This window comes from Capnocytophaga sp. oral taxon 338 str. F0234 (assembly GCF_000192225.1).
Classification (GTDB): Bacteria; Bacteroidota; Bacteroidia; order Flavobacteriales; family Flavobacteriaceae; genus Capnocytophaga.
Genome location: NZ_GL872413.1, coordinates 124,498 through 150,897, shown reverse-complemented (window position 1 = coordinate 150,897; position 26,400 = coordinate 124,498). Strand labels below are relative to the sequence as shown.

The following is a 26,400-nucleotide window of genomic DNA, read 5'->3' as shown; positions in this document are numbered from 1 at the left end:
TTCTATATAGTGAAAATTTTATTTATCCTCGAGAAGTTTTATTTTTCTTAGCTTTAGAACCTACGCGGCTCATAGCACAACGGAATCCTATATAATCGGTGGCACTATACTGAGGTAAGAATCTACGTTGTGCGGGGTCAATCCAATAAGCACGGTCTCTCCAAGAACCACCTTTGATTACGCGTGCTTCATCATCAATAAGGGTAGTACGGTCATTGGAGGGGTCATATCTCTTTATAATTCCTCCATGTCCATCACTTAAAATCTTTTGATCAGGAGAGTTATACATAGTACGTGAAACGTTTGCTCTTTGGCTTGCATTAAGAGAATCTAAGCTACGTTCTCCTTTTTCAAGGGTAAGTTTCACATAATCTTTACTAGAAGCCCTATCTCCGTCGCGATAATTACGATTATCTGCATTCTGGAAGTTATAACGCAAGTAGGTCTCATTACCGTCAACAGGTACTTTAGCCAGTTGTCCTGGTAGGTTTCTCGCTACAATGCGTCCATTACTAAGAGTGTCATAAGTAATAGTTTGTGCATCTACCACTACGAGTTTTCCATCTTCACCTATCTTGTTTTTCATATAGACATTACCACGATAGTAGTTAAAGTCACTCATCTCATCATCCACACGGGGACGATACACATCAGCTACCCATTCTGCCACATTTCCAGCCATATCATAGAGTCCGAAATCATTAGCAGGGAATGTTTTTACAGCAGTGGTGATATCACCTTTATCATCAGACCATCCAGCAAGTCCCCCGTAATCACCTTGTCCTTGTTTGAAGTTAGCTAACTGATCACCCATTACAGCACGTTTCCCCGTACGGGTATAGCGACCTGCCCAAGGATATTTTTTACGACCACGAATACTGTTATATTCACGGATACCACTTAAGGACTTAGCCGCATATTCCCATTCTGCTTCTGTAGGGAGTCGGTATTCAGGGAGCAATATACCTGAAGTTTGCTTTGCATAAGTAGTATTTCCTTCCTTGTCGGTAGCTTTCTTACCAGCAAATTCTGTTACTTTTCTACCATAGGAGTTTTCAGGAGTATTAAGGTAAGTGTCTGTGCTGAAGGTACTTTCAGCATCTACTTGGTAGCGAGATCCTTGTTGAATAAAACCATCTTTTTCAAGAATGGCTTCGTTTACACGGTTGGTACGCCAAGAACTGAATTGTGTTGCCTGTACCCAGTTCACTCCTACTACAGGATAATCGGCATAAGCAGGATGGCGAAGGTATTCGCTTACCATAGTTTCATTAGCACTTAGAGGGCTTCTCCATACTAAAGTATCAGGGAGAGCTCCTAAGTAAATATTCTTATAGTGACCTTCTTTGTCTTCAGGAGGAAATACTCGTTTAAGCCAATCAAGATACTCCATATACATCTTATTGGTAACTTCAGTTTCGTCCATATAGAAAGACTGTATGTGCTGTTGGCTTGGGGTATTATTCCAATCATGCATCACATCATCTTGTACTTTACCCATAGTGAAAGTACCTCCTTCAATGAATACCAATCCAGGACCTGTTACCTGTTCTTTAAAGTCAGTATTATATTGGAAACCACCTTCTTTAGAGTTGATTTTCCATCCGGTAGCACTGGAAGTATTCTTGTCTGTACCTTTCTTTCCACAACCTACTAGAAATGTTGCTACTAAGAGAGTGGCTAACATAGGTTTTTTAAAACTTCGTATATCCATTTCTAAATAAAATTTTCTAATTGTTCAATTTTGGCGCAAGTTACTACTTTTTTTTGATACAAAAAGTTTTTTTTAATTTTTTTTTCATTTGTTGATAACTTCTTTTTAAGTAGTCTTTTTTTTTGACAAACAATAATTTATGAAGAAATGTAAAATAAACAGCATAGAGATATTCTGTTTATATTAACACGAATTAACTTTTTATAACAAATTTTGAAATGTTAATTTTTCTTTTTTTAGGAAAAAAACAACTTTTTTCTTTAAAAATCTTTGCACCAAAAGGAGAAAATTAATTTTTTTCGGTAGTTCTTTTTTCTTCAGGAGGGTATTGTTTTAGGATTTCAGAAACAAACTTATGTATTTGTTCATCTTTATTGGCTCTTTCAGAGAGAATTCCTGCTCCTTTTCCTTGCCAGATAAGGTCTTTTTTCTTACCATCAATGATGTCAATAAGGAGCACACCTTCAGTAACAGCAGGTGATACTTGTACAGAATTCCCCCATACAGGTCCCCACCCCCATCCGATGCCTACACTTTGGTAGAGGTCTTGGCGTTCTCTTTCTCGAGTGAAGAAATTGATAAAGATATCTGGGTTCTCAGAAAGTGTATAGCCTTTTTTAATCATTTCAGCTTCAATACTTCTTAAGATACGTTTCTTATCCAAATCAGATATTTCAGCTTTATCGATTCCCTCTTTCAGGAAAGCAAAAGTTTTGTATTGGGGGAAGGAAGCCCTACTATCATAATCAGAACTTACCTGAACTCCTGCACAGGAGAAGAGAAGGAGGCTTATTAAGGTAATGCTTAAAATAGATTTCATTTTACAAAAATTTAGTTCCTCTAATAGCAACAAAAAACATACCAAAAGAGTTGTTTGTCAAAAAATGTTAATAATTATTTTATATAAAAAAGAAGCTTTCTGAATACTTCAGAAAGCCTCTCATAAATTTATGGGAAAAATACTATTTTATTTTGTTAGCATACTTATCATAATAGAAAACAGGAAGTGCTTTGCCATTGAACTTGAGTTGTTTTAGTTCTTTTTCGAACTCACTTGCCTTTCCTACAATGATAAATCGTAAGTTATTATATTTGATGTATTTGTTAGCGACACGCTTCACATCAGCAATTGTTACAGCCTCTATATTCTTGATATAGTTACTGTAGAAGTCAGCAGGGAGCTTCTGTGTTTCTCTTGTTACCGCTAAGTTAGCAATAGTGGAGGGGTATTGGGTGGACATAACAAAACGTCCGACTAATTGTCCTTTTACTTCTTCGAGTTTTTGAGCGGTAACATCCTCAGTCTGAATACGTTTGATTTCTTTGAGGATCTCTACTACGGATTTAGCAGCGACTTCATTACGAACTCTTACTGAGACAAAGAAATTAGCTAAAGTGAATCGGTTAGTACCCATATAAGAGCGTGCTCCATAAGTATATCCATGCTGTTCACGTAAATTTATGTTAATATAACTACCATAGTCTCCTCCAAGAATATAGTTCATTACTTTTACAGCGAAGAAATCCTTATCACTCATTTTAAGAGGATAGAGGTTAAAGGCGCTAATTTCAGTTTGTACGGCACTGGGGACATCTACCAAGTTCACCTGAGTGTATTGTACATTATTAGGAGTAGGAGTAGTCATCTGCAAGGACTTAGCAGGAAGCCAATCGTGGAAATTTTTTATCACTAATTTTTCTACTTCATCTGTATTAACATCACCAACGACAACCATATAAGCACTCGAAGGAGAGAAATATGTTTTATAGAAGTTAGTAATATCTTTTAGAGTGATACTCTTAAGAGATTTCTCAGTGTAGAAACTTCCATAAGGATGTTTTTTACCATAAGTGAGAGCACTATTAAGGCGATAAATAATGCTTTGAGCACTATTTTCCTCTGCTTTTAGGGAAGCAATTGCTTTATCACGAGCCTTGTCTAATTCTGCTTGAGTAAAATTTGGATGGATAGCAGCATCTGCAAAGAGTTCCAATACACGAGGGAAATAGCGGGTTAGAGAATAAGTAGATCCTCCATCCATAGAGATATATACAGTGGCCCCTAAGCGATCGGTTTCCTCTACAAAGGCTTCCTTAGAAATATTCTTACTTCCTCCTCCCATAAGTTCAGAGGTAAGGTAGTACATACCTGGCTTGTTAGTTTCATCAATAGGAGGTCTGTCCAAGGTAAGACTTACAGAAACACGAGGAAGTTTGTGATCTTCCACTATCATAAGAGTAAGTCCATTAGGAAGTTTCTTGATATAAGGATCCCCTAAGTTGAAGGTAGGCATCTGAGTAGGTTCAGGCATTTTGTCACGGTCAATTTGAGCAGACAAAAGAAAAGGAATAAGCAAAGAAATGCTTGCTATAAGTATTTTTTTCATGGATATTATTTTTTAGTTTGACTTTTCTCAGGGAGATAATCGATCTCCAAACGTTGGTTAGGATTAAGATATTTCTGAGCCACGCGGCGAATATCTTCACGAGTTACTTTACGATATAAATCTAGCTCTTTATTGATAAGATTGGTATCTTTAAAAAAGGTATAATCTATAGCTAAAGAATAAGCAATACCTTGTACATTGGAGTTAGTAGCTATAAAGTTTGTCTCAAATTGGTTAAGGAGTTTTTCGTATTCCTTTTCTGAGATAAGTTCTGTTTGTAAGCGTTTGATTTCGTCATCCATGTCTTTGGTAAGTTGTTCCAAAGGGGCATTCTGAGCTACGGCGGCAATCATTAGAATACCAATATCCTCATAATTGCAAGTATAGGAGATAAATTGGAGAACTTCTTTCTTTTCTTCTACCATTTTTTTATAGAGGCGAGCACTTTCTCCATTGGCGAGGAGGGCTTGGATAAAATCCATTACACGAGCATCCTGTTCAGTCATTTTAGGGGTACGCCAAGCTAATACTTTCGCAGGGGCAGTGATATTCGCATCATAATCGGTTACCTTTTTAGTCTGAGTGATGGGAGCATCCATAGGATAGTTACGCACAGGTTTCTCTACATGGTTCTGAATAGGAGCAAAATAGGTTTCTATCCAGTGTTTAGCTTGTTCTTTTTGGAAATCTCCAGCTACAACTAATACAGCATTGTTAGGGTTGTAATAGCGCTGGTTATAACGGATAAAATCATCTAACTTTGCAGAATTTAAATCCTCCATACTACCAATGGTAGGATGCTTATAGGGATGCTTATCAAAGAGGTGATTTTGTACTACAGGCATATAGATAATCTTCCCATAGGGTACATTGTCAGTGCCTTCACGTTTTTCTTCTTTCACTACTTCTTTTTGAGTATCTACCCCTATTTGGTTGATGACAGGATGTAGTAAGCGTTCAGATTCCATCCATAGGGCAAGTTGTAGATTATTGGAAGGAAGGGTCTCATAATAGTAGGTTTTGTCCACATCGGTAAAGGCATTGTTATCTCCTCCATGGGCGGAGACAATATCAAACCATTTGCTTCGTGGAATGTTTTTTGTTCCTTCAAAAAGAAGATGCTCGAAGAAGTGAGCAAAACCAGACTTTCCTGGTAGGTCGTCCTTAGCTCCCACATGATACATTACAGTAGTGGTGACCACTGGAGCAGAGTTGTCTTGATGTAAGATTACATGTAACCCATTGGGTAGATTGTATTCTTCAAAATTGATTTTTTGTGCTATAGTTACTCCTGTGGAGAGTAGTATTGCATTGAGTGTTATAAAATATTTTTTCATAAATGAAAGTGATAAAAAGTTACTGCAAAAGTAGGTTTTTTTCTTGATAAAAAGAACTTTTTTTCAAAAAAATTCTATATAATTATTGTATAGTAAAAATAAAAAAGGTCGCCCAACTGGGCGACCTTTTTTATTTCAGAACTCAAAATTATTTTATCAAATTGATTTCAACACGTCTGTTAAGTTCTCTACCTTTCTTAGTTTTGTTAGAAGCGATTGGTTTGTCTTGTCCGTAGCCTACGGATTCTAAACGATTAGCATCTATACCCCCTTGGATTAAGTATACCTTAACAGCATCGGCTCTATTTTGAGAAAGTACTTGGTTCTTAGCTTTCTTACCAGTGCTATCAGTGTGCCCTTCTATACGGAAACGACTGTTAGGGAATTTGTTAAGAACACTAATAATTTGGTTCAATACATCAGCAGATTGGAACTTAATAGTAGCCTTACCAGTGTCAAACAAGATAGTCTTAGCATATTGGTTCAAGCGTTTTTGGTCATCATCGTTAGGTTCTGGACAACCCTTGTTGCTTGCAGAACCAGCTTCGTTAGGACATAGGTCATCTTTGTCAAGTACACCGTCGCCATCGGTATCAGGCCAAGGACATCCACCGTTTTCAGCAGGACCAGCTACATCTGGACATTTGTCATCTTTATCAGGAACGCCATCACCATCAGTATCAGGACATCCGTTGAATTCTTTAAGACCAGGTACATCTGGACAAGCATCGTCCTTATCAGGAATACCATCCCCATCGGTATCAGGACATCCGTTGAATTCTTTAAGACCTTTCACTTCAGGACAAGCATCGTCTTTGTCAGGAATACCATCTCCATCGGTATCAGGACATCCGTTGAATTCTTTAAGACCTTTCACTTCAGGACAAGCATCCTTGTTATCAGGAATACCATCCTTATCAGTATCTTTGGCACCGAATTTGATAACGATACCAGCAGAATGTTGGAAGTAGTCAGTACCATCTTGTTGGAATCCATGGTGGTAACCTGTTTGAAGGTTTACACCAAGATGTTCAGTGAACCAGAAGTTAATACCACCTCCAGCAAGAAGCTTAAGACCTCCGTCCTTGTCAGAAAAGTCACTTTCATAAGAGAAATAACCTCCACCTACTTTGATGTAAGGGTCAAACCAACCAGATTCAGTAGTGAAAAGTCTTCTAAGAGCATACTTAGCTTGTAGGTTAGCAGCCCAGAAGGATTTATCCTCACTTACTCCGTTAAATCCAGTTTTGATTTTGTTTAAGGAACCATCAATCTCAGCAGAAAATCCAGCACCAATGTAGCGAGCTACAGAAAGCTTAGAAATTGCAGGAAGGATGTTTAAGTCATTAGTACCTCCCCAATCTTTAAGAAAATCCCCAAATTCGTGAGGAGAACGAATATCAACAGAATTCACTCCAAACCCTATTGACCATTTGTTGTTTTCATCTTGCGCTTGCACTGAACTTACTGCAGAGATCAATGCTAAGGACGCTAATGAAATTTTAATTCTTTTCATACGTTTGAAATTTAATTTATATTTATAATCTTTTTAAAATTCGGGGCTAAGATACAATTTTTTTTGCTTTATACAAAATAAAAATCAAAACAAGTAAAAATTTAACAATTTAAAAACTCTTATTCTGATTTTTTAATATAAAACTCTACTTCTTTTAAAAATAATAAAGCTACTCTCTTTTCCTTAGAGAGAAACTTAAAAGAAAGTGCAAAGATATAGAAATATTTGCAATAATGAAAGGTAAAATAAATTTTTTTTTAAAGATAATACGTTATATTTGTAAGTGTTTGATTATTATGTAATTATATATTTGTAGTGTTTTTTGAGTAGTAGAAAAAATTATGAAAAATATAAATTTGTATACTTATAAAAAAAGATGTACTTTTGCGAGAAATTCTGTTAATTATTCATTTGCATGAAATTATCCCCTCTTGTAGAAAAACAATATACCAAGGAACAACTTTCGGCAAGCAGAGCACAGCGCTTAGCTCATGAACTTGCCTTTGCTCCTGTAGCCTTTCAGGTATCTCGGCTCATGGTGAAGTTTGGCATCTTAAAAGCCTTATCAGAACATACCGAAGGACTGACACAACAGGAACTCGCTCAACAAACACAGCTAAGTGGCTATGCCATACAGGTACTGTTGGAAGCATCCCTTTCTATAGGAACGGTAATTGTACAAGAAGATAAGTTCTTCCTTACTAAGGCAGGTTGGTTTCTTTTGAAGGATGAGGCAGTACGTATCAATATGGAATTCATTCATCAGGTATGTTATCAAGGGCTTTTCTATATGGAGGAAACCCTGCTGACAGGTAAGCCAGAAGGCTTAAAGGTATTTGGCGATTGGGATACTATTTACGAAGGACTTTCTCAGCTTCCGCAGGAAGCTAAGGAAAAGTGGTTTGCCTTTGACCATTATTACTCCGATAACTCTTTTAAGGAGGCATTAAAAATTGTTTTTTCTACTCCTGTTAAAAAGCTATTGGATGTGGGAGGGAATACCGGACGCTGGGCTCTTCAGTGTGTAGGGTATAACCCTGAAGTAGAGGTTACTATTATGGATTTACCTCAACAGCTTTCCCTTATGCGTGTAGCGACAAAAGGTAAAAAAGGAGCAGAGCGTATTAAGGAATACCCTGCTAATCTGTTAGATAAGAAAGAGGTTTTTCCCAAAGGATTTGAGGTGATATGGATGAGCCAATTTCTGGATTGTTTCTCCCCGGATGAAGCTACTAATATTCTTGAGCGTGCCTGCCATGCTATGACCGAGGATACTCGGTTATATATACTGGAGAGCTATTGGGATAGGCAACAGCATGAAACCGGAGCATACTGCCTTACTCAAATTAGCCTCTATTTCTCCGTAATGGCAAATGGAAATAGTAAGATGTACTATTCACAAGATATGATAGAATGTATAGAAAAAGCCGGTTTGAAAGTAGAGAAAATATATGACCACTTAGGGAAGGGACATAGTATCTTTGTTTGTAAAAAGAACTAAAAATAATATTCAGGGACAGGAAAGGGGGATACTTGTTTGAAGTGTCCCCCTTTCTTGACTGAGGACTTTAGCTTATCTTTTCTCTTTTATAGGTATTAATATTCAGAAGTCTATAAATAGGAGAGAAATTTAGCATAATAGTAACAATTAGAACAATAGAAATTGCTCCTAATACGGAAGCTATAATATCATTGGAGATTACCTTAAATTCCCCTAAAATAGCTACAATAAGCACGAATAACAAGCGTACTCGCTTATCAGTTTTCCCTATATTCCTGTCCATAAGAAAAGCTGTTTTTATTTGAAAGGCAAAGATATGAAAAAACTTTATATAAAAAAATTATTCCTCCCAATCTATAGAAAGAATTTCTCCTGAGAGGGCAAATTGTACAGAGATGACTTCCTCTTCTTCGACATCTTCTCCATAATAAGGTGCAAAGTACATATCTACATCAGCCTCTTCCTCTTGGGGATACCAAAAATCAATAATATCTAACTCTAATTCACCAACGAAAGTTTCGATATCACAAGGAGTCTTTTTTGTTTTTTCCTTAAAGTGATTGAAATAGTCTGGGTGCTCTTTCAGATATTGTATAAGGGCTTTTCGTGCTTGCTCTTCTCTCTTGGGTAGGTTCTTTATAAAAGATTCAAAAGCATCTAAGCGCTCTTTTAAGAGGTTATCTCCTTTGTAAAACCAGAAAGATATCCAGATAATACTGTCTTTGTAAGGAATCTCTTGTTCCCAAAGAACATCATAAGAATCATCTTGGCTTACACCTTCCACAGAGCAAGTGTCTAAGGTACCGAAATAGGGGTGTATCAGTTTTGTTGTCATAGGATTACGTATTAGTTCATATCGCTATACCCCACCGCTTCCCCTATGAGAGTGGTGGAGGTACAATTGGTTATTTTTACATTGACAAAATCGCCTACCTTATATTGTTCCTTCGGGAATACGACCACTGTATTCTGGGTGTTGCGCCCCATCCACTCTTGGTCGGATTTCTTGGAATTGCCCTCTATGAGCACCTCTACGGTTTTGCCCACTTGGGCTTGGGTACGGTAGTGGCTGTGTTTTTGTTGGAGGTCAATAATTTCTGCAAGGCGACGTTTTTTTACTTCTTCGGGTACATCGTCCAGGATTTTACGGGCTGCCAAGGTGCCAGGGCGTTCGGAGTAGGCAAACATAAATCCAAAATCATATTTGACATACTCCATCAGGGAAAGAGTATCTTGATGATCTTCTTCGGTCTCGGTAGGAAATCCAGTAATCATATCCTGAGAGATAGCACAATCAGGAATGCGCTCACGAATTCCATCAATAAGAGCAAAATATTCCTCACGAGTATGTAAGCGGTTCATTGCCTTGAGAATACGATTGCTGCCACTCTGTACAGGTAGGTGTATATACTTACAGATATTGTGATGCTTTGCCATAGTATCAATTACGTCCAAAGTCATATCTTGAGGATTGGAAGTGGAAAAGCGGATACGCATTTTGGGAAATTCAGAAGCAACTATATCCAAGAGTTTAGCAAAATTCACAGCAGTAACTTTTTGGATGTCAGAAGCCTTTTCAAAATCTTTCTTTAGTCCACCCCCATACCATAGGTAGCTATCCACATTTTGTCCAAGCAAAGTAATTTCTTTATAACCACGCTGTTGTAATTCAGCTATTTCATTAATGATTGAATGAGGGTCTCGGCTACGCTCTCTACCACGGGTAAAAGGAACAATACAGAAAGTACACATATTATCACAACCCCTAGTAATGGAGACAAAAGCGGTTACTCCATTGCTATTGAGGCGAATAGGGGAAATGTCTGCATACGTTTCATCCTTAGAGAGCTGCACATTTACTGCATCACGACCATTGTCTACTTCTGTCAGGAGGTTAGGTAAATCCTTATAAGCGTCAGGTCCTACTACTAAGTCCACAATATGTTCCTCTTCCAAGAACTTATGTTTGAGTCGTTCAGCCATGCATCCTAGTACTCCAACCCTCATAGCAGGCTTATGTCGTTTTACAGTATTGAACTGCTCAAGGCGCTTACGGATGGTTTGTTCTGCTTTCTCCCTGACCGAACAGGTATTAATCAGTATTAAATCCGCTTCATGGAGCTTATCAGTAGTATTGAACCCTTCCTTGTGAAGAATAGAGGCAACGATTTCACTATCAGAGAAATTCATCTGACAGCCATAGCTTTCTATATAGAGCTTACGTGTATTTTTAGTATCGCTTTCAAGGGTAAGGGGAGCACCCTGCCGTGTTTCATCGATTACTTTTTCCATCAATCAGTCATTGTTTAAGGGTGCAAAAATAAGTTTTTTTTCGTTTAAAAATGAGTTTTTGGTTTGCTTTTTTCTTATATATTCTTTGTCCTTTGTCTCAATGGGTTTCTTAAGTTTAAGGCAGCATAAAATAGTAAGATAATATAAGAATTTGTACCGATCTCTACCGCGTATGTAAAATTCTTGTCAGCTAATAGGAGAGGATAATTTCTCATAATGAATTAATCTTTGAAAAGATCTCTTTCTATATCCTCCATTTCAATGATGTCCAAAGCTTCCTGTAGGGTAGGGCAGGCGACAAGTTCCTCAGGAAAGGTATCAGGGTCATAAAGAGGGGAGACCACTACAAAGGAGTGTTCTGTTTCGCTCCGGAACATTTCACTGAGGTAGAAAAGAGCATCAAGTTCTTCTTCTTCCAAGTGTTCTACCTCACTGAGGTTGATAACGATGTGGTAAGGACGCAAGGTAGGATCCTTTAGTAGGAGGTTGGCAGTTTCCAAGTTAATCTCCTCTCCACTAAGGCGAATGGTAGCGATAAGGTCTTTTTTGTGGATATGCATAAAAGTATATTTATTTGTTACCAATAATTCTGAGAATATCTCCAAACACACCGCGAGCAGTAACGGCAGCACCAGCACCTGCTCCTTGTATTACAATGGGGTTTTCTCCATAGGATTCAGTATAGATTTCAAAGATAGAATCGGCTCCTTTGACCTGCCCTAAGGCGCTGTTTTCGGGAACAGAAACCAACTGTACATTAAGGTGAGCTGTTTGGGTCTGTGAAAGATCTCCATGAAGATCTCCAACATAACGTAAGACAGTACCTTTGGGAGCATTGTCCTTAATTTTTTGATAGATAGGGTCAAATTCCTGTAAGCGAGAGAGGAACTCCTCACGACTTCCTGAGCGAAGTGTCTCAGGGATAAGATTCTCAATAGAGACCTCAGAGAATTCATTCTCCAAATCCAATTCACGAGCTAAAATCAAAAGCTTACGACCGACATCGTTACCACAGAGGTCTTCCCGAGGATCAGGTTCAGTATAACCACTGTCAATAGCTCTTTGGAGAATCTGGCTAAAAGGAGCATTACTTGCAGAATAGGTATTGAACAGGAAACTTAAAGTACCAGAGAAAATACCTTTTATACGGGTGATATTCTCTCCAGAATGATGAAGGAGCTTAATGGTATCAATAAGAGGTAACCCAGCGCCCACATTAGTTTCATATAGGTACTGTTTCTTGTATTGGGCAAGGGTTTCTCGTAGCTTTTTATAGAAAGTGTAATCAATAGTATTTGCAATTTTGTTGGCAGAGACTAAATCAAAGCCATTTTTCACTAAGGATAGATAGTGCTCCACGAATGTTTTGCTGGCAGTTACATCAATGGCAATAAGGTTTTCTAAATGATGTTGCTGAACCAAAGTGATGAATTGATTGAAAGCATACGGGTGTGCTTGTTCTGTGAAAAAGGCGTATTGCTTTGGAGTTATTCCTCTGTGATTAAATAAGAGCTCCTTGGAGCTGGCTATAGCAATGATTTGTAGATTGATATTTCTACGCTTGAGGATATCGGTACGCGCCTCAAATATCTGTTCAATAAGAGTATTCCCTACTGTTCCACGTCCGAAAATAGCTAAATTAATGCGTTTGGAGATTTCAAAGATTTCTCCGTGAATGACATTTACCGCTTTAGGTAAGTCCTTCTTGTAAATAACTACACTTACATTTTTCCCCGTAGCAGAATTATTAATCAAAAGAGGGGTTATTTGGTTGCGAATGAGAGCATTATAAGGTTTGTCAAAATCGGCTAAGTTCTGTCCTACAATGGAAATAACTCCTACATCTTCCACCACACGAACCTTACTAACATCCTGGTTATATACATCGGTCTCGAACTCTTTTTCAAGAGCTTGTTTTGCTTTTTGTGCCTCCTTATTGGCAACTAAAAAACCAATACCTCGCTCAGAAGAACCTTGAGAGATAATGCTTACACTAATTTTTGCATCGGCAAGAGAGCGGAAGATACGAGCATCTACCCCTACCTTACCCAGGAGTCCTCGTCCTTCTAAGATCACCAAGGCATAATCTTCCAATACGGAAATAGCGCGAATTCCCCCTGTGGAAGTGCCCTCCTCGCAAATAAGGGTTCCTTGTTCCTGAGCTTTAAAGGTATTGAGAATACGCAGGGGAATCTTCTTCTCTAGGAGAGGAATGATGGTTTTGGCATGTAGGATTGAGGTGCCAAAGTTAGCCAATTCATTAGCTTCCTCAAAGGAGAGTTGTTGGATAATTTTAGCATCAGGAACCAATTCAGGATTAGCCGTGAAGATACCATCCACATGGGTATAGTTCTGTAGCTCCTCAGCATCCAAAAAATTAGCAAGTAGGGAAGCAGAATAATTACTACCATTACGTCCAAGAGTCGTAGTCTGACCATGTACATTGGCAGCAATAAAACCAGTTACTATAGGCACTACCTCTGAGGAGATTTGAGTGAAATACTGAATGGTATTCCTACGGGAGGTGTCCTCTATGAGTTGGGCATTGCCAAAGAAACTATCGGTAGTATAGAAATGCCTACTATCCACAAACTCTGCCTTAATACCTTGCTTTGTAAGGAGGTGGGTGATGAACTTAGCGGAAAGGACTTCGCCTTGTGCTAAAGTATTATCTTTTATTTTATCATTATAATTCCCAAGAAGGAAAACGCCATCAAAGATCTTTTGGAGAATAGAAAATTCCTCAGAGAAGTCAATATCCTCCCCAGCAGTCTGGTACTCTTTGAAAGCTTGAAAATCAGCAGATATGTCCCCCCCTTGGCTTGCTTTTTCTAGCATAGCCTCTAACTGGTCAGTAGCTTTATCACGTGCAGAAACAACCACTGCAATAGGTTGTCTTTGACCTACTTTTCCAGTGATGATAGAGAGTACAGTTCTGAGCCCTTCTCCATTAGCGAGGGATTTTCCTCCGAATTTGAGTATTTGCATAAACTTAGTTTTTCAGGATTATAAAGTGATAATAAAGTTTTATGTTTTTTTACTTTGTTTAAAGGTGCAAATATACAAAATTCTTTCATTTGCAAATAAAAAAGAAATAAATTTTTAGATAATAAATTTTTACAGATATTTTTTAGTTACTTGTTTATTTTCATTTTTTACTCAGCAAAAGTACAACATTTTAAAAGTGTTGTCAAGGAAAATAGTGATGAGAAGTGTCCATCCCCTTAAAAAGGTATTATTTGGTAGGGGTAATTTCGTAATTCTTCTCTTTGAAAGCTTTTATGAGTCTTTGTACATGAGCGGATCCATTTGTTTCCACTGTAACAAGTACTTCTATATCACGGAATCTGGAAAGATTTTTGAATTGGTTATGAGCCAGTTTTACTATATTGGCACCTTCTTGGGCAATAATTTGAGTAATTTTGGTCAATTCACCAGGTCTGTCCTGAATACCTACGGAGAAGTTAAAGATTCTATCTCGGCTAACAAGTCCTTTGTTAATCATGGAAGAAATCATAAGCACATCTATATTACCACCGCTTACTACAGGGACTACTTTTTTATTTTTTTGATGTAATTTTTTAAGAGCTGCTACGGGTAAAATACCGGAATTTTCAGCAATGATTTTATGTTTTTCCACCAATAGGAGAAAGGCTTCCATCAACTCATAATCGGATATGGTAATAATCTCATCAATATATTCTTTGATATATTCAAAATTAATATCTCCAATTCTTTTTACAGCAGTACCATCAGCGATGGTATTGGCTTCAGGGAGCTCTACTACTTTATTTTCTTTAATTGCCTCTAAGGCAGAAGCTGCTCCACTAGGTTCCACCCCTATGATTCGGATAGAGGGTTTTATGAGTTTAGCAGCACAAGCTATACCAGAGATAAGTCCCCCTCCTCCTATGGGCACTAGGATAATATCAGTATCAGGAGCCTCTTCTAAGATTTCTAAGGCAATAGTTCCCTGCCCCTCTAATACATCTTCATCATTAAAAGGATGTACAAAAACATAGCCCTTTTGTGCTTCTAATTCTTTGGCTTTTTTATAAGCATCATCATAGACATCTCCGTATAGAACTACTTCAGCGCCATATTTTTTGGTAGATTCTACCTTTATAAGGGGAGTGGTTTGAGGCATAACGATAACAGCCTTTATACCTAATTCTTTAGCAGCATAAGCTACTCCTTGTGCATGATTTCCTGCAGAAGAAGCGATGACCCCTCTTTTCTTCTCCTCTGGAGTAAGTTTTAGAATTTTGTTGTAGGCACCTCGTATTTTGAAAGAGCCTGTTTTTTGTAGATTCTCAGGCTTTATGAATACTTTATTTCCGGATTCTTCCGAAAAAATAGGACTGTAAATGAGCTTGGTGTTCAAAAGAACTTGTGACAAATGTTCTCTTGCAGAGATGAAATCTTCTAAAGTATGCATATATGAATTTTTAAAAGTATTTTTACAAAAAAGATAGGAAAAAACCCTTGCAAAGATACGAAAAATAATGATTAATTATTGATAATTAATCATTTTATATAAGAAGAATTAGATTTTTAAAAAAAGCATTTTTAAAAGATATTCATTGGTTTTTTTGTAGATATTTTTACTTCAAAATTGGATTTAAATAGTTATTAAAATAGTTAGAAAATAATTGTTAAGGAGTGTAATTTGTTCAGATATGAGTAATCAGTGGGAAATCCAAAATAAAATAATAAAAAAAAGACTATAAATAGAGGGAGCTTTCATCAAATAATTCCAAAGTGCAAGAGGTCATTTTTGTGAATTTTTCAAGAATATTTTTAACCCATTCTTGTTATTGAAATGTATTATTGTGATTTTCTTAAAAGTTCTTCTATAACAGCTATTTCATGAGATTCAAAGGCTTGGAATGTTCCACCCTGTAGCAGATATATTCTCTCACAATTTCGTAGGGTTTCCAATAGGTGAGATGCTACAAATACAATGTGGGTTTGTGCTAAAGTATAGAGTAACTGTTTGATATGTAGGGCAGATATTACATCCAAACCATTAAAGGGTTCATCAAAGATATAAAGAATATAAGGCTTTTGTAGTAGAGCATTGTAATACACCTTCTTGCGCATACCTGTGGATAGATTCTTGATAATCATATTTTTATCTATATCAAAGACATACTCTTTAGCTGGGGATATTCCTAAGAGCTTACTGTAAAAAGTATAAAACTCCCCTACAGTGAGATAATCATACAAGTAGGGTTCTGTAGGAGAGAAAGCAACTTGGTCAGAAGAAAGTACCTTTTCATTATAGAAGGTAGTTCCCTTATAAGGTTCCAACCCACTAAGACACTTGAAAAAGGTTGTTTTCCCTGCACCATTAGCTCCGACTACGCCATAGAGCCCTACTTTACTCAAGGAGAGCTGGATACAACCAAGAACTTGCTTATTTTGGTATTTCTTTTCCTGAAGATTTATCTGTAACATACTGATAGCTTTGAATATTCTGGATGGCTTTGTAATAAAGGTAAGGAAGGACTAACAAGGGGAGGATATACAGTACCCCAAAGAAGATGGTTACCATGGCAAGGGATTGAGCGAGAGGATGGGTAAAAAAAGCATATTTGGTGATGCCACCCACTATAGGAAACCCTAAGCATATAGGAAGTACCATAACATTATCTGTACCAAAAGCAATAAGATAAGTTAGCCAGATAGGGCAAAAGAATAGTATCGCATTTTTACTTCCTGTTATCAATTGATAGTGTAGATAATCTCCTCCTCGCTGGGCAGCTATACTCATATGGGCAGGGTATTCTCTCTCAAAGTAAGGTACACAGCATACGAAACCTGTAGCAATTAAGGCAAAAAGAGCTAAATTGGGATTTTTGTATACCGATGCAATAATAATAAGCCCTATAATGATAGGAAGAAAGAATAAGAGTTTGTATTTACGAAAAGTGCTATGCCACAGAGGATCAGCAAGAGAGAAAGGATAGGACAAAGTAAGGCTTCTCTGAGGGAGAAAGGCGATAACAATGATTCCGAAAAGATAGCCTGCTGCCACAAGAAAATCACTCTTATACACTGGGAGAAGTATAAAAGGTAGATTTTCTATAAGATACTCTCCTATAAGAATCCTTCTATACTGAGGATGACGCTTTAGTAAGAGCAGGTCTTCCCTGCTATTGTGATGGGAAAAGGTGGAGAGGAGGAAAAGAGCTAATACCCAACTCCATGAATTATAGTGCTGATATAAAGTATAAAGGGATCCTCCCAGAATCACTACGAGGATGGTTATAGTTAGGATGTCTCCTTTAGCGAAAAGTCTTCGGTAATAGATATAGACTAAATAGAGCGACATAATGATTAAGGTTAATAGATAAAGAGGACAGTTGACAGTTAAGGAGAAATAAGATTGGTAAAAAGAGTCTCACTATCTCTCTGTCTTTGTAAACTATTTTCTTGTCCACAATACAGGGCAAATATACATCATTATTCCCTAAATATGAAAATATTTGTAAAATTACTTCAGATTAGGATTTAGTCAGTTATCAGCGTAATCGAAAAACAACTACCTTAAGAGGTTCCTCTTCAAAGGGGCGCCTATAAGCAAGTAAGGAGAAAGCGAAGTAGTATTTAATGTTATAATATGTTAAAAAGTAGATTCTTTAAGAAAGAAACTGTACTTTTGCCCCAAATTACTTTGTAAAGGGGTCGACTGGTTTTGACAGCAAGCCTAAGCATGAAGTAAGCACGTCGAGCTATGAGACTAATGCTCGTTAATCTCTGTTTCAACACTTTAAATGGCGAAGATAACTACGCTCTTGCTGCCTAATCTGAATGATAGTAGGATTTCTGGCTAAGTCCCTACTAAGTAGGGAAGCGAGATGTCTCTGAAAGCCCTTGTTGATGGCTCGTCACTTAAGAGGCACCATTAAAATCAACATGGGACTTACCAATGGCTTCTTTTGGTAGGTTCAGCTCTTATAGAAGATAAGGAGATTGTGGGGTGTTTCCGCTCAGCAATATCACGAAAATCAAATGGAAACTAAGCGTGTAGAAAGCCTTGTGGTTACTTGTTTGGACGAGAGTTCGAATCTCTCCGACTCCACAGATTAAAATAAAAACCGTCCTACATAAGGGGCGGTTTCTATTTTTTTACACCAATATAGCTGAAGCACCAATACGGCTTACTCCAAGAGCTATATACTGTAAGGCTGTTTCTCTGTCACGAATACCTCCAGAGGCTTTCACTTTAGCACTTTCTCCAACGACTTCCTTCATGAGTCGTACATCACTTAGGGTAGCCCCTCCTGAGCCAAATCCCGTAGAGGTTTTTACAAAATCAGCTCCTGCTTCTATGGAGAGTTGGCAGGCAATGCGCTTTTCCTCATCAGTGAGGTAGCAGGTCTCTAAGATAACCTTCAGCACACGCTCTCCTACTTCCTGTTTTAGCTGGCGAATCTCCTCCAATACTTTCCCCTGTTGCCCAGACTTGAAATAGCCAATATTCATGACCATATCTATCTCATCCGCCCCTTCTTTTAGGGCTTGTGAGGTTTCATATAATTTTGCAGGAGTACTCATTGCTCCTAAAGGGAAACCTACTACGGTACATACTTTTATATCAGTATCTTTTAACAGTTCCTTAGCGAAGGGAACATAACCACTATTAACACATACAGAAAAGAATCCATAATGCTTAGCCTCTTGGCAGAGTTTTTCAATATCTGAAAAGGTGGCAGTTGCTTTTAGTAGTGTATAATCAATGTATTTTGCAATATCCATAATGTTTGTGATTTCTTGAAGAAAAAGAAAGGTAATTTCACTGGCTGAAATTACCTTCTAATAAATTAAAATTTTACAAAAGAGAGTCCAAAGCATCGGTATAGGTTTTCTTAGGAGCGACCCCCACTTGGCGCCCTACTACTTCTCCATTCTTGAATACCAATACAGTAGGAATATTTCTCACCCCATATTTGGCAGCAAACTCTTGGTTGCTATCCACATCTACCTTACCTACAACTACTTTTCCTTCATATTCCTTGGCAACCTCTTCTATCACAGGACCAAGCATACGGCAAGGACCACACCAAGTAGCCCAAAAATCCACCAATACAGGTTTGTCACTCTTTAAAACTACTTCGTCAAAAGAAGCGTCAGTTATTTGTAATGCCATATCTTTATAACTTTTAAGATTAATGATTGCAAAGGTACAAAAATAATTGAAAGAATAATGTTTTTTTTGATAGATTTTTTCTATAGGAGTACAGGATTTTTTCAATGCTGATTGAGAACAAATTTTGCCATCTAAAGAAATTGATTTACCTTTGCACACTGATAAATAATTATGATACGGTCACTATTTCAAAAATATAATGTCCCTGGTCCGCGTTATACCAGTTATCCCACAGTTCCCTATTGGGAGAATTCTTCTTTTTCTTACGAGAAATGGGTTGCTTCTGTACAAACTTCTTTTTCTCAGAGCAATGCCTCTCAGGGAATTAGCTTATATATTCACCTGCCTTTTTGTGAGAGTCTTTGTACCTTCTGTGGTTGTCATAAACATATTACTAAGCGTCATGAAATGGAAGCTCCTTATATTGAAAATATACTTAAGGAATGGCAACTGTATTTGAATACTTTCCCTGGTAAGCCTCTTGTTAAGGAAATTCACTTAGGAGGGGGGACACCTACTTTCTTTTCTGCTGAACACTTACAATATCTTATTGAAAAAATCTTTGAAAAAGCTACCAGAACCTCTGACTTTCAGTTTAGTTTTGAAGGGCACCCTAATAATACTACCTACCAGCATTTGGAGACGCTTTACCGCTTAGGTTTTACTCGAGTAAGCTATGGGGTGCAGGATTATTCTCCTATAGTACAAAGAGCTATCCACCGAATCCAACCTTTTGAGAATGTGGAACGTGTAACGCTTCAGGCACGAGCATTAGGTTATACTTCCATTAGCCATGACCTTATTTTTGGGCTTCCTTTCCAAGAAGAAACAGATGTGCGTCATACAATTGAATGTACAAATCGCCTGCGCCCTGATCGTATTTCTTTCTATAGCTATGCTCATGTGCCTTGGATAAAAGGAACAGGACAGCGTGGCTTTGATGAGAATGATCTGCCTACAGCTGACCAAAAACGACATTTATATGAGATTGGCAAAGAACAACTCTTGGACAATGGCTATATAGAGATTGGTATGGATCATTTCGCCTTGCCCTCAGACCAGATGTATGAATCCTTTGTCAATGGAACCTTACATCGTAACTTCATGGGGTATACTGCCTCCAAAACTCAGTTAATGATAGGATTAGGAATCTCTGCCATCAGTGATAGTTGGTATGGCTTTTCTCAAAATGTGAAGACTATAAAAGAATATGAACAGGTACTTACTCAGGATAGAATACCTGTTTATCGTGGACATATCCTCTCCGAGGAGGACCTTATTCTACGACGACACATCCTCAACCTTATGTGTCAGTTCTATACCTCATGGGAGGACAAATCTTTGCAATTTCCAGAGGCAGAAGAAGTAAAAGACCGTCTTCTTGAGATGGAAAAAGACGGACTTATTCATATCCTTGATAATGCTATAGAGATTACAGATGCAGGCAAACCTTTTGTTAGGAATATCTGCATGGCATTTGATTTGCGCTTACAGCGTAATGTGCCCACTACCCGTATTTTCAGTATGACTATCTAAATAATTCTTTGGCATCTACTGCAGTGCGTTGTTTTGCAGTTGCATATTGCCATTGATACTTAGAAAATCCAAAAATAGCAGCTATTACATTGGACGGGAAAGTGATCATAGCATCATTATAATCCGTAATAGATGCACTTAGGTAACGCCTGCCTGCGGAGAGTTGTTCCTCACACTCAGTGAAGGCTCGTTGTAGTTGGACAAACTGTGCACTTGCCTTTAGTTCAGGATAGGATTCTGCTCGTGCCATAATGTTCATAAGGGTTTTATCTCCCTCTTCTGATTGTAAGTAGGGATTCTCCTTATCTGTTACTACAGGTGTACGCAATTGGGTGATTTGAGCTATTGTCTCCTGTTCGTAGTTCATATACTCCTTAGTGGTAGTGATAAGGTTAGGAATTAGATCTGCTCGTTGGATAAAGAGTGAATCCAAAGAAGAAATAGCATTCTCTATCTGGTTACGACGCTTGGAGAGCCTATTGAAAGCTATTACTATATAAATGAGCAAGAGTATGCTCACAGCTACTAAAATATATGTTATCATTGTTTTTACGATTTATTTTCTGTTTAATTCAAGGGTATCTATCATCTGTAACTGTTCTATAAGTTCTTCATATACATCTTCTACAAAAGCAAGGTTTATCTTTTGGAAGAGCATTGCTGCGGGAGAATAGTTTGCTTTGGAGAGTATATTTCCTCGATTGGTAGCAATGACTATATTATCGGAATTAATAGCGATATATACTTGCCCTTTATAACGCTCATTAAGTTTTTTGAGGCGTTCCATGAATGCAGGTGTTAGCACATAACGAGCTGTGATCTGATCGTCGCAGTATACCTCGAATAGTTTTTGAAACTCAGGGTCTTCCAATCGAATTCTCTCTCCTCCTTGATTGAGATAAGTCCTAATTTCATTATCATTGATAGTCCCAAAAAAGCTTTTTACAGGATGAATTATAATCGGGTGTTCAAAGGTTTTGGGTGAACGTGCTACAAAGTAATTCCCATAGAAAGCTACATCATCAGGTTCTTTCTCTCCACGTATGGTAGGACGAAAAGTGACAGTAAGGTTACAGGATTGAAAAGGAATTCCATTATACCAACCTACAATTTGATCTCCTCCTGTTACGTTATATCGTTCTTGACGAAAAAGATAGGAGGATAGCAGGTCTCCTATCCCTATATGCCCATTCTCTATATACTGAAAATCAGGACTAATATAATGTACCAATTTTCCAAAAATATTCTTTTTTAATTGGGTATAGTCCTCAGTTCCTTCTAGTTTTTTCTTAGCATAACGGGACATCCCGAAGCTATATAGGAAGGTAATGATCACGAATCCTAATACAAAGTAAAGTACACTTTGTCCATTAGAGAAGCTTAACCTGCCAGTAATTCCTAAGAAAATCATTACAGCAATGAAAGCAAAAGCGATAATCACCTGTACTACAAACATATTCTTATTAGTGTTACGTCCTTTTTCCATGGAAGTGAGCATTGTTCCGAATGTGTCCTTAGCATAGGTACGGAACTCGGAGATAGGTTTAAGGATAATTGTTTCCTGGGTTGATATCTTTGGATTCTCTATACCAAAGGATTCATCCTTGTGATAGAGTTCATGCATAACCTCTTTGTATGCTCCCTCATCCGCTCCTGTAATTACTCGCTTGAGTTCAGCACTACCTGAACGATAATGCATAGGAAGGACGTATGTTTTGTTCTTAACAACAATATTTAAGTATGCAATAGGGTCAAGGTTTAACCGAGAACGTTTCCCAAAAGGAATTACAGTAAGGTAGTCATCTGCTTCATTAATAATACGGCATTCCTCTCCTTGTCCAATAAGGGAAAAGGCTTCCTCTATCTGTTCTTTTCTTTTGAGAATTTTCCAAACTTTTATAAGAGGGTAGCTTACCGAAATTAGTAATGCAATGGGGAGGAGCCATTTCACATACGAAGGGGCTTCACTCGCTTGCTGAGAGAGTAAAGGTAGTAGATATTTCACAACTAAGCATATAGCAACGATCAATAAAATAATCACTATAATAAGGTTGCGTAGGGTGATTCTTTTTTCTCTGCTTGCTTCATAGAGTACATATTCTTTAGCTTCTGTTAGGGTCATAATGATTGTTTTTAAAAATATAAAGATGAATCAAAACTTTGGTTTAAGGCTATATTTTAGGTAGAATTTCTCTATGATTTCCTCTACCTCATCGGTGGTATCTACTACTTTGAATATATCTATATCCTTAGCAGAAATATTGCCAAACTTATCTAAGAGTACTTCTTTAATCCAATTGATGAGTCCATTCCAAAATTCTGAACCTACTAAGATGATAGGGAAAGGCTCTATTTTGGTAGTCTGGATAAGGGTAATTGCTTCGAAAAGTTCATCCATAGTGCCGAAACCACCGGGAAAAACTACAAAAGCTTGGGAGTAGCGGACAAACATTACTTTACGGGCAAAGAAATAGTTAAATCGCAAGTTCTTATCTCGATCTATGTAAGGATTATCATGTTGTTCGAAGGGAAGTTCTATGTTAATCCCCACTGAAGCTCCTTCTCCTTGATAAGCTCCTTTATTAGCAGCTTCCATAATTCCAGGGCCTCCTCCAGTAATAATTCCAAACCCCATTTCCACAATACGCTGTGCTATTTCTGTTGCTAAATTATAGTACTTACTATCAGGCTTTATACGTGCTGAACCAAATACTGATACACAGGGACCTATCTCACTTAATCGTTCATAACCAGTTACAAACTCACTCATTATTTTAAAGATTCCCCAGGAATCATGTTGCTTAAGTGCTTGATTTTCTTGAAATTCTCTTCTTTTTGTCATTTCCTTTTCTTAAGAATTGTATAGGATACAAATTTATAACATTTTTTCTTAACAACCTGCTTTCTTTTCAATTATTTTTTACGTACATTTGCACTTGTTTTATTTTTGTACTTAATATATGGCTGTTATTGTTGAGAACTTGACAAAGAGTTACCCTCCACAGAAGGTAGTGGATCATATCTCCTTTGAACTTCATAAAGGAGAAGTAACAGGATTCTTAGGATTGAATGGAGCTGGTAAAACCACTACTATGAAAATGATGACAGGAGCACTTCTGCCTGATGAAGGAACTGTAAATATATTAGGATACTCTATTCTTACCCAGCGAGAACAAGCACAGAAACATATTGGTTACTTGCCAGAACATAATCCTTTGTACTTAGATATGTATATAAAGGAGTATTTGCAATATGTAGCGGATATTTATCATGCTCCCAAATCACGCATTGAGGATTGTATCGCACTTACTTCTTTAGAGAGTCATGCACATAAGAAAATATATACCCTTTCCAAAGGATATCGCCAACGTGTGGGCTTAGCCTCCACCTTATTACATGATCCAGATATATTAATCTTAGACGAACCTACCAATGGACTTGACCCTCAGCAGATTCTTGAAATACGACAGATTATTAAGGATTTAGGGAAAGATAAAGTGGTACTTCTCTCCTCTCACATTATGCAGGAAATACAGGCAGTATGCCAACGAGTACTTATTCTTCATAAAGGAAAAATTATCCTTGATGAGCAGATGAAGCATTTGCAGGACAAGGAACAAACTATCGAAATTCTCTTTGACTATCGTGTGGAAGAACAACTCCTACGCCGGATACCTCATATAAAAACAATTACCAATAATGAGGGATTTTTCTTTACGCTAACTTTTGATACACAGGAGGATATGAGGTCTAAACTCTTTGATTTTGCTTTAGAAAATGGATTAAAAATCCTACAAATGAACCATAAGCATACTGATTTGGAACAACTTTTTACGGAACTTACCAAAAACGATTAAAACATGCAGGATATCCTTCTTAAAATAGATGGTTTAACAAAAAATTACGGAAAACAGGTAGCTCTTTCTCAAGTGTCTTTAGAGGTGCCCCGGGGAAGTATCTTCGGGCTGTTAGGTCCCAATGGAGCAGGGAAAACAACTCTTATCCGTATGATTAATCAAATTATCTTTCCCGATAAGGGAGAGATCTTTATAGAAGGAGAACCCCTGACTCCTGCTCATATCAGTCAAATAGGTTATATGCCTGAGGAGAGAGGATTGTATAGAAATATGAATGTGGGTGAACAACTCCTCTATTTAGGGCAGCTCAAAGGACTTAGCAAATCGCAGGCAAATAAGCAATTGGATTTTTGGCTTAACCGCTTGGAGATCCCTCACTGGAAACATAAAAAGCTCCAAGAACTCTCTAAAGGAATGGCTCAAAAAGTACAGTTTATAGCCACTGTAATACATCAGCCTAAATTATTGATTTTTGATGAGGTTTTTAGTGGATTGGATCCCATCAATGCTGAGATTATTAAGGAGCAAGTGCTTTATTTACGACAGGAAGGAAGTACCATTCTTTTCTCCACCCATCGCATGGAATCAGTGGAAAGTCTCTGTGATTACATTGCCTTACTGAATCGCTCTAAGCTCCTTCTAAGCGGTGAACTTAGAAATATTAAAAGACAATTTCAAGAGGACAAATATGAAGTAGGTATTATCCCTAATCAAGGAAGTTCCTTTGAGGAATTAAGTCATTTGTATAAGATTTCTGATGCACAATTTCCTTCCATTCATAATGAAAAAAAATGGCTCGTAGAACTCTCTACACAGCAAAACTCGAATGACTTACTTTATTATCTTTCCCAGAGAGGAAAAATAACTCACTTTAAACAACAAATCCCTTCTGTAAGTGATATTTTTATACAGACTATACAAAAAGAAAATAATAAATCCTAAGTATAATGAAATATAAATCTGTTAAGGTCATTTTATTACTATTCTTTTTAAGTATCTTTTTATTCAATTGTCAGTTCTTCAAGAACAAAGAGCAAAAAGAAGAGTTAACTACTTCTGAACGTGTAGAAGATGAGGAAGAGGAAATCTTTACTGAAATTAGAAAGCATGTATATATAATCAAAAAGGAAGTTCATTATTATAAAGATCCTAAAGGAGAAACAGAAAAGGAATGGGTATATTATCTCGGAGATCGGTTGAACGTAACCGCCCAGTCAGCACACTTTTATAAAGTGGAGGATAATGAGACTCGGTTTGTCCGCAAGGAGGATACTGGAAATTATGAAGATATCATTTTAACAAAAGAAGAATTAGAAGCCTCAAGTACTTTTCTTATAGAAAATGATAAAGATGCTATGGATAAAGAAGTTACTAATTTCTCCCGATACTTCTCTGTCTCTCTTATCTCCCATGAAGAATATTTAACAGAATTAAAAAACAAATATGTATTCCTTACGGAGGATACCCTTGCCATTACTAAAAAAGATAAGATGCTTATTCTTCCTTGTAAAGATACATTGGTGAAACTTAAGGATATTGATCCTCAGGATGAATCCGTAGAGGATGATATGGATATGGCTATTTATGATTATATAGGAAAGGTGGACCTGCTTAACCAATATGTGATTCGTGGCTCTTATTTTGAAGCAGGAGATTATTTCTTCATAGATAAGGATACAGGAAAGAAAACTTCCTTAATAGGCAAACCTTTTCTCTCTCCTGATGGTAAATATATTGTGTGTCTTAATATGGAAGAAATGGATGGGGTAGGTTATATATCTCTCTATGAGATGGTAGGTAAAACGACTTTCAAATTAAAAACTAAAGTAGAAGCGATTATCTCCTATTGGTTACCCTACGACTGGGGGAAAGAACCTATATTCTTTAGTAAAAAAGGCTATCTTTATGCTTCTATGAATCCTAGTGGATGTTATTATGACTCAGAAGGGGCAAATTCACAACGGAAGTATGTAAAAATAAGAATTAAGTAAGGGATATCTTCTATTTTTTATGAATTTATTCCAGTATCCCTTAGGATGAAGGAGAACCTCTCAGAATGGTTATATCTAAGAAATTAGGTGTAAAATGAAAAAATGTTGGAGGTA

The 26,400-nt window shown here is 37.3% G+C and carries 23 protein-coding genes and 1 other RNA gene; 6 read left to right on the top strand and 18 right to left on the bottom strand.

Annotated features, from left to right (window positions below):
• Positions 1-22: 22 nt before the first annotated feature.
• The 5 genes from gldJ to HMPREF9071_RS00665 all read right to left on the bottom strand — a co-directional run bounded on the left by gldJ (position 23) and on the right by HMPREF9071_RS00665 (position 6,954).
• Positions 23-1,687, bottom strand: coding sequence for a gliding motility lipoprotein GldJ (gene gldJ, locus HMPREF9071_RS00685; protein ID WP_040358134.1), 1,665 nt, complete (start codon positions 1,685-1,687; stop codon positions 23-25).
• A 316-nt stretch (positions 1,688-2,003) separates the two neighbouring features.
• Positions 2,004-2,534 (bottom strand): DUF4136 domain-containing protein, encoded by a 531-nt coding sequence (locus HMPREF9071_RS00680; protein WP_040357876.1) that lies wholly within the window; start codon positions 2,532-2,534, stop codon positions 2,004-2,006.
• 142 nt (positions 2,535-2,676) lie between these two features.
• Positions 2,677-4,101, bottom strand: a complete 1,425-nt coding sequence (locus tag HMPREF9071_RS00675; RefSeq protein WP_009744599.1) for a pitrilysin family protein — start codon at positions 4,099-4,101, stop codon at positions 2,677-2,679.
• Between the two features lie 5 nt (positions 4,102-4,106).
• Positions 4,107-5,438, bottom strand: coding sequence for a pitrilysin family protein (locus HMPREF9071_RS00670; RefSeq protein ID WP_009744598.1), 1,332 nt, complete (start codon positions 5,436-5,438; stop codon positions 4,107-4,109).
• 148 nt (positions 5,439-5,586) lie between these two features.
• Positions 5,587-6,954, bottom strand: coding sequence for an OmpA family protein (locus HMPREF9071_RS00665; RefSeq protein WP_009744597.1), 1,368 nt, complete (start codon positions 6,952-6,954; stop codon positions 5,587-5,589).
• Positions 6,955-7,369: 415 nt separating this feature from the next.
• On the opposite strand from HMPREF9071_RS00665, the gene HMPREF9071_RS00660 reads away from it, so the two are divergent.
• Positions 7,370-8,455 (top strand): methyltransferase, encoded by a 1,086-nt coding sequence (locus HMPREF9071_RS00660; RefSeq protein ID WP_009744596.1) that lies wholly within the window; start codon positions 7,370-7,372, stop codon positions 8,453-8,455.
• A gap of 67 nt (positions 8,456-8,522) precedes the next feature.
• On the opposite strand, the gene HMPREF9071_RS00655 is transcribed toward HMPREF9071_RS00660, so the two are convergent.
• From HMPREF9071_RS00655 to HMPREF9071_RS00620, 8 genes are all read right to left on the bottom strand, one after another.
• The gene (locus tag HMPREF9071_RS00655; RefSeq protein WP_009744595.1) at positions 8,523-8,738 is read right to left on the bottom strand and encodes a DUF2892 domain-containing protein; all 216 of its coding nucleotides are present in this window, start codon (positions 8,736-8,738) and stop codon (positions 8,523-8,525) included.
• Positions 8,739-8,795: 57 nt separating this feature from the next.
• The gene (locus HMPREF9071_RS00650) at positions 8,796-9,290 is read right to left on the bottom strand and encodes a hypothetical protein (protein ID WP_040357875.1); all 495 of its coding nucleotides are present in this window, start codon (positions 9,288-9,290) and stop codon (positions 8,796-8,798) included.
• 11 nt (positions 9,291-9,301) lie between these two features.
• Entirely contained in the window at positions 9,302-10,747 is a 1,446-nt protein-coding gene (gene miaB / locus HMPREF9071_RS00645; RefSeq protein ID WP_009744593.1) for a tRNA (N6-isopentenyl adenosine(37)-C2)-methylthiotransferase MiaB, read from the bottom strand.
• 221 nt (positions 10,748-10,968) lie between these two features.
• Entirely contained in the window at positions 10,969-11,307 is a 339-nt protein-coding gene (locus tag HMPREF9071_RS00640; RefSeq protein ID WP_009744592.1) for a hypothetical protein, read from the bottom strand.
• A 10-nt stretch (positions 11,308-11,317) separates the two neighbouring features.
• Positions 11,318-13,735: a bifunctional aspartate kinase/homoserine dehydrogenase I gene (gene thrA / locus HMPREF9071_RS00635; RefSeq protein WP_009744591.1), complete on the bottom strand. Its 2,418-nt coding sequence runs from the start codon at positions 13,733-13,735 to the stop codon at positions 11,318-11,320.
• A 247-nt stretch (positions 13,736-13,982) separates the two neighbouring features.
• Positions 13,983-15,185 (bottom strand): threonine ammonia-lyase, encoded by a 1,203-nt coding sequence (ilvA, locus tag HMPREF9071_RS00630; protein ID WP_009744590.1) that lies wholly within the window; start codon positions 15,183-15,185, stop codon positions 13,983-13,985.
• 389 nt (positions 15,186-15,574) lie between these two features.
• The gene (locus HMPREF9071_RS00625; RefSeq protein ID WP_009744589.1) at positions 15,575-16,207 is read right to left on the bottom strand and encodes an ABC transporter ATP-binding protein; all 633 of its coding nucleotides are present in this window, start codon (positions 16,205-16,207) and stop codon (positions 15,575-15,577) included.
• Positions 16,167-17,084, bottom strand: coding sequence for a hypothetical protein (locus HMPREF9071_RS00620; protein ID WP_009744588.1), 918 nt, complete (start codon positions 17,082-17,084; stop codon positions 16,167-16,169). Before HMPREF9071_RS00620 ends, HMPREF9071_RS00625 begins: the two co-directional genes overlap by 41 nt.
• A 349-nt stretch (positions 17,085-17,433) precedes the next feature.
• Here HMPREF9071_RS00620 and ssrA point away from each other — a divergent pair.
• Positions 17,434-17,837, top strand: a transfer-messenger RNA (tmRNA) gene (ssrA, locus tag HMPREF9071_RS11855).
• A gap of 44 nt (positions 17,838-17,881) precedes the next feature.
• Here ssrA and deoC read toward each other — a convergent pair.
• Both deoC and trxA read right to left on the bottom strand, forming a co-directional pair.
• Positions 17,882-18,511: a deoxyribose-phosphate aldolase gene (deoC, locus tag HMPREF9071_RS00615; protein WP_009744587.1), complete on the bottom strand. Its 630-nt coding sequence runs from the start codon at positions 18,509-18,511 to the stop codon at positions 17,882-17,884.
• A 73-nt stretch (positions 18,512-18,584) separates the two neighbouring features.
• Positions 18,585-18,902, bottom strand: a complete 318-nt coding sequence (gene trxA / locus HMPREF9071_RS00610) for a thioredoxin (protein WP_040358131.1) — start codon at positions 18,900-18,902, stop codon at positions 18,585-18,587.
• 171 nt (positions 18,903-19,073) lie between these two features.
• On the opposite strand from trxA, the gene hemN reads away from it, so the two are divergent.
• A complete protein-coding gene (gene hemN / locus HMPREF9071_RS00605) occupies positions 19,074-20,438 on the top strand; it encodes an oxygen-independent coproporphyrinogen III oxidase (RefSeq protein WP_009744585.1) in 1,365 nt (454 codons plus the stop codon).
• Here the strand turns inward: hemN and HMPREF9071_RS00600 are convergent.
• The 3 genes from HMPREF9071_RS00600 to HMPREF9071_RS00590 are packed head-to-tail and all read right to left on the bottom strand — an operon-like array spanning position 20,431 to position 23,280.
• A complete protein-coding gene (locus HMPREF9071_RS00600; protein WP_009744584.1) occupies positions 20,431-20,982 on the bottom strand; it encodes a LemA family protein in 552 nt (183 codons plus the stop codon). The two genes, hemN and HMPREF9071_RS00600, sit on opposite strands and share 8 nt — an antisense overlap.
• Positions 20,983-20,994: 12 nt before the next feature.
• A complete protein-coding gene (locus HMPREF9071_RS00595; protein ID WP_009744583.1) occupies positions 20,995-22,560 on the bottom strand; it encodes a DUF3137 domain-containing protein in 1,566 nt (521 codons plus the stop codon).
• A gap of 30 nt (positions 22,561-22,590) precedes the next feature.
• Entirely contained in the window at positions 22,591-23,280 is a 690-nt protein-coding gene (locus HMPREF9071_RS00590) for a TIGR00730 family Rossman fold protein (RefSeq protein ID WP_009744582.1), read from the bottom strand.
• Between the two features lie 118 nt (positions 23,281-23,398).
• On the opposite strand from HMPREF9071_RS00590, the gene HMPREF9071_RS00585 reads away from it, so the two are divergent.
• From HMPREF9071_RS00585 to HMPREF9071_RS00575, 3 genes are read left to right on the top strand one after another with little or no spacing between them, the layout of a single operon-like run.
• Positions 23,399-24,295 carry an ATP-binding cassette domain-containing protein gene (locus tag HMPREF9071_RS00585; protein WP_009744581.1) on the top strand — a complete coding sequence of 299 codons (897 nt, stop codon included), beginning with the start codon at positions 23,399-23,401 and terminating at the stop codon, positions 24,293-24,295.
• 3 nt (positions 24,296-24,298) lie between these two features.
• On the top strand, positions 24,299-25,237 hold the full coding sequence (locus HMPREF9071_RS00580) for an ABC transporter ATP-binding protein (protein WP_009744580.1): 939 nt from the start codon (positions 24,299-24,301) through the stop codon (positions 25,235-25,237).
• A 5-nt stretch (positions 25,238-25,242) separates the two neighbouring features.
• On the top strand, positions 25,243-26,286 hold the full coding sequence (locus HMPREF9071_RS00575; protein WP_009744579.1) for a hypothetical protein: 1,044 nt from the start codon (positions 25,243-25,245) through the stop codon (positions 26,284-26,286).
• The last annotated feature ends 114 nt before the right edge of the window (positions 26,287-26,400 follow it).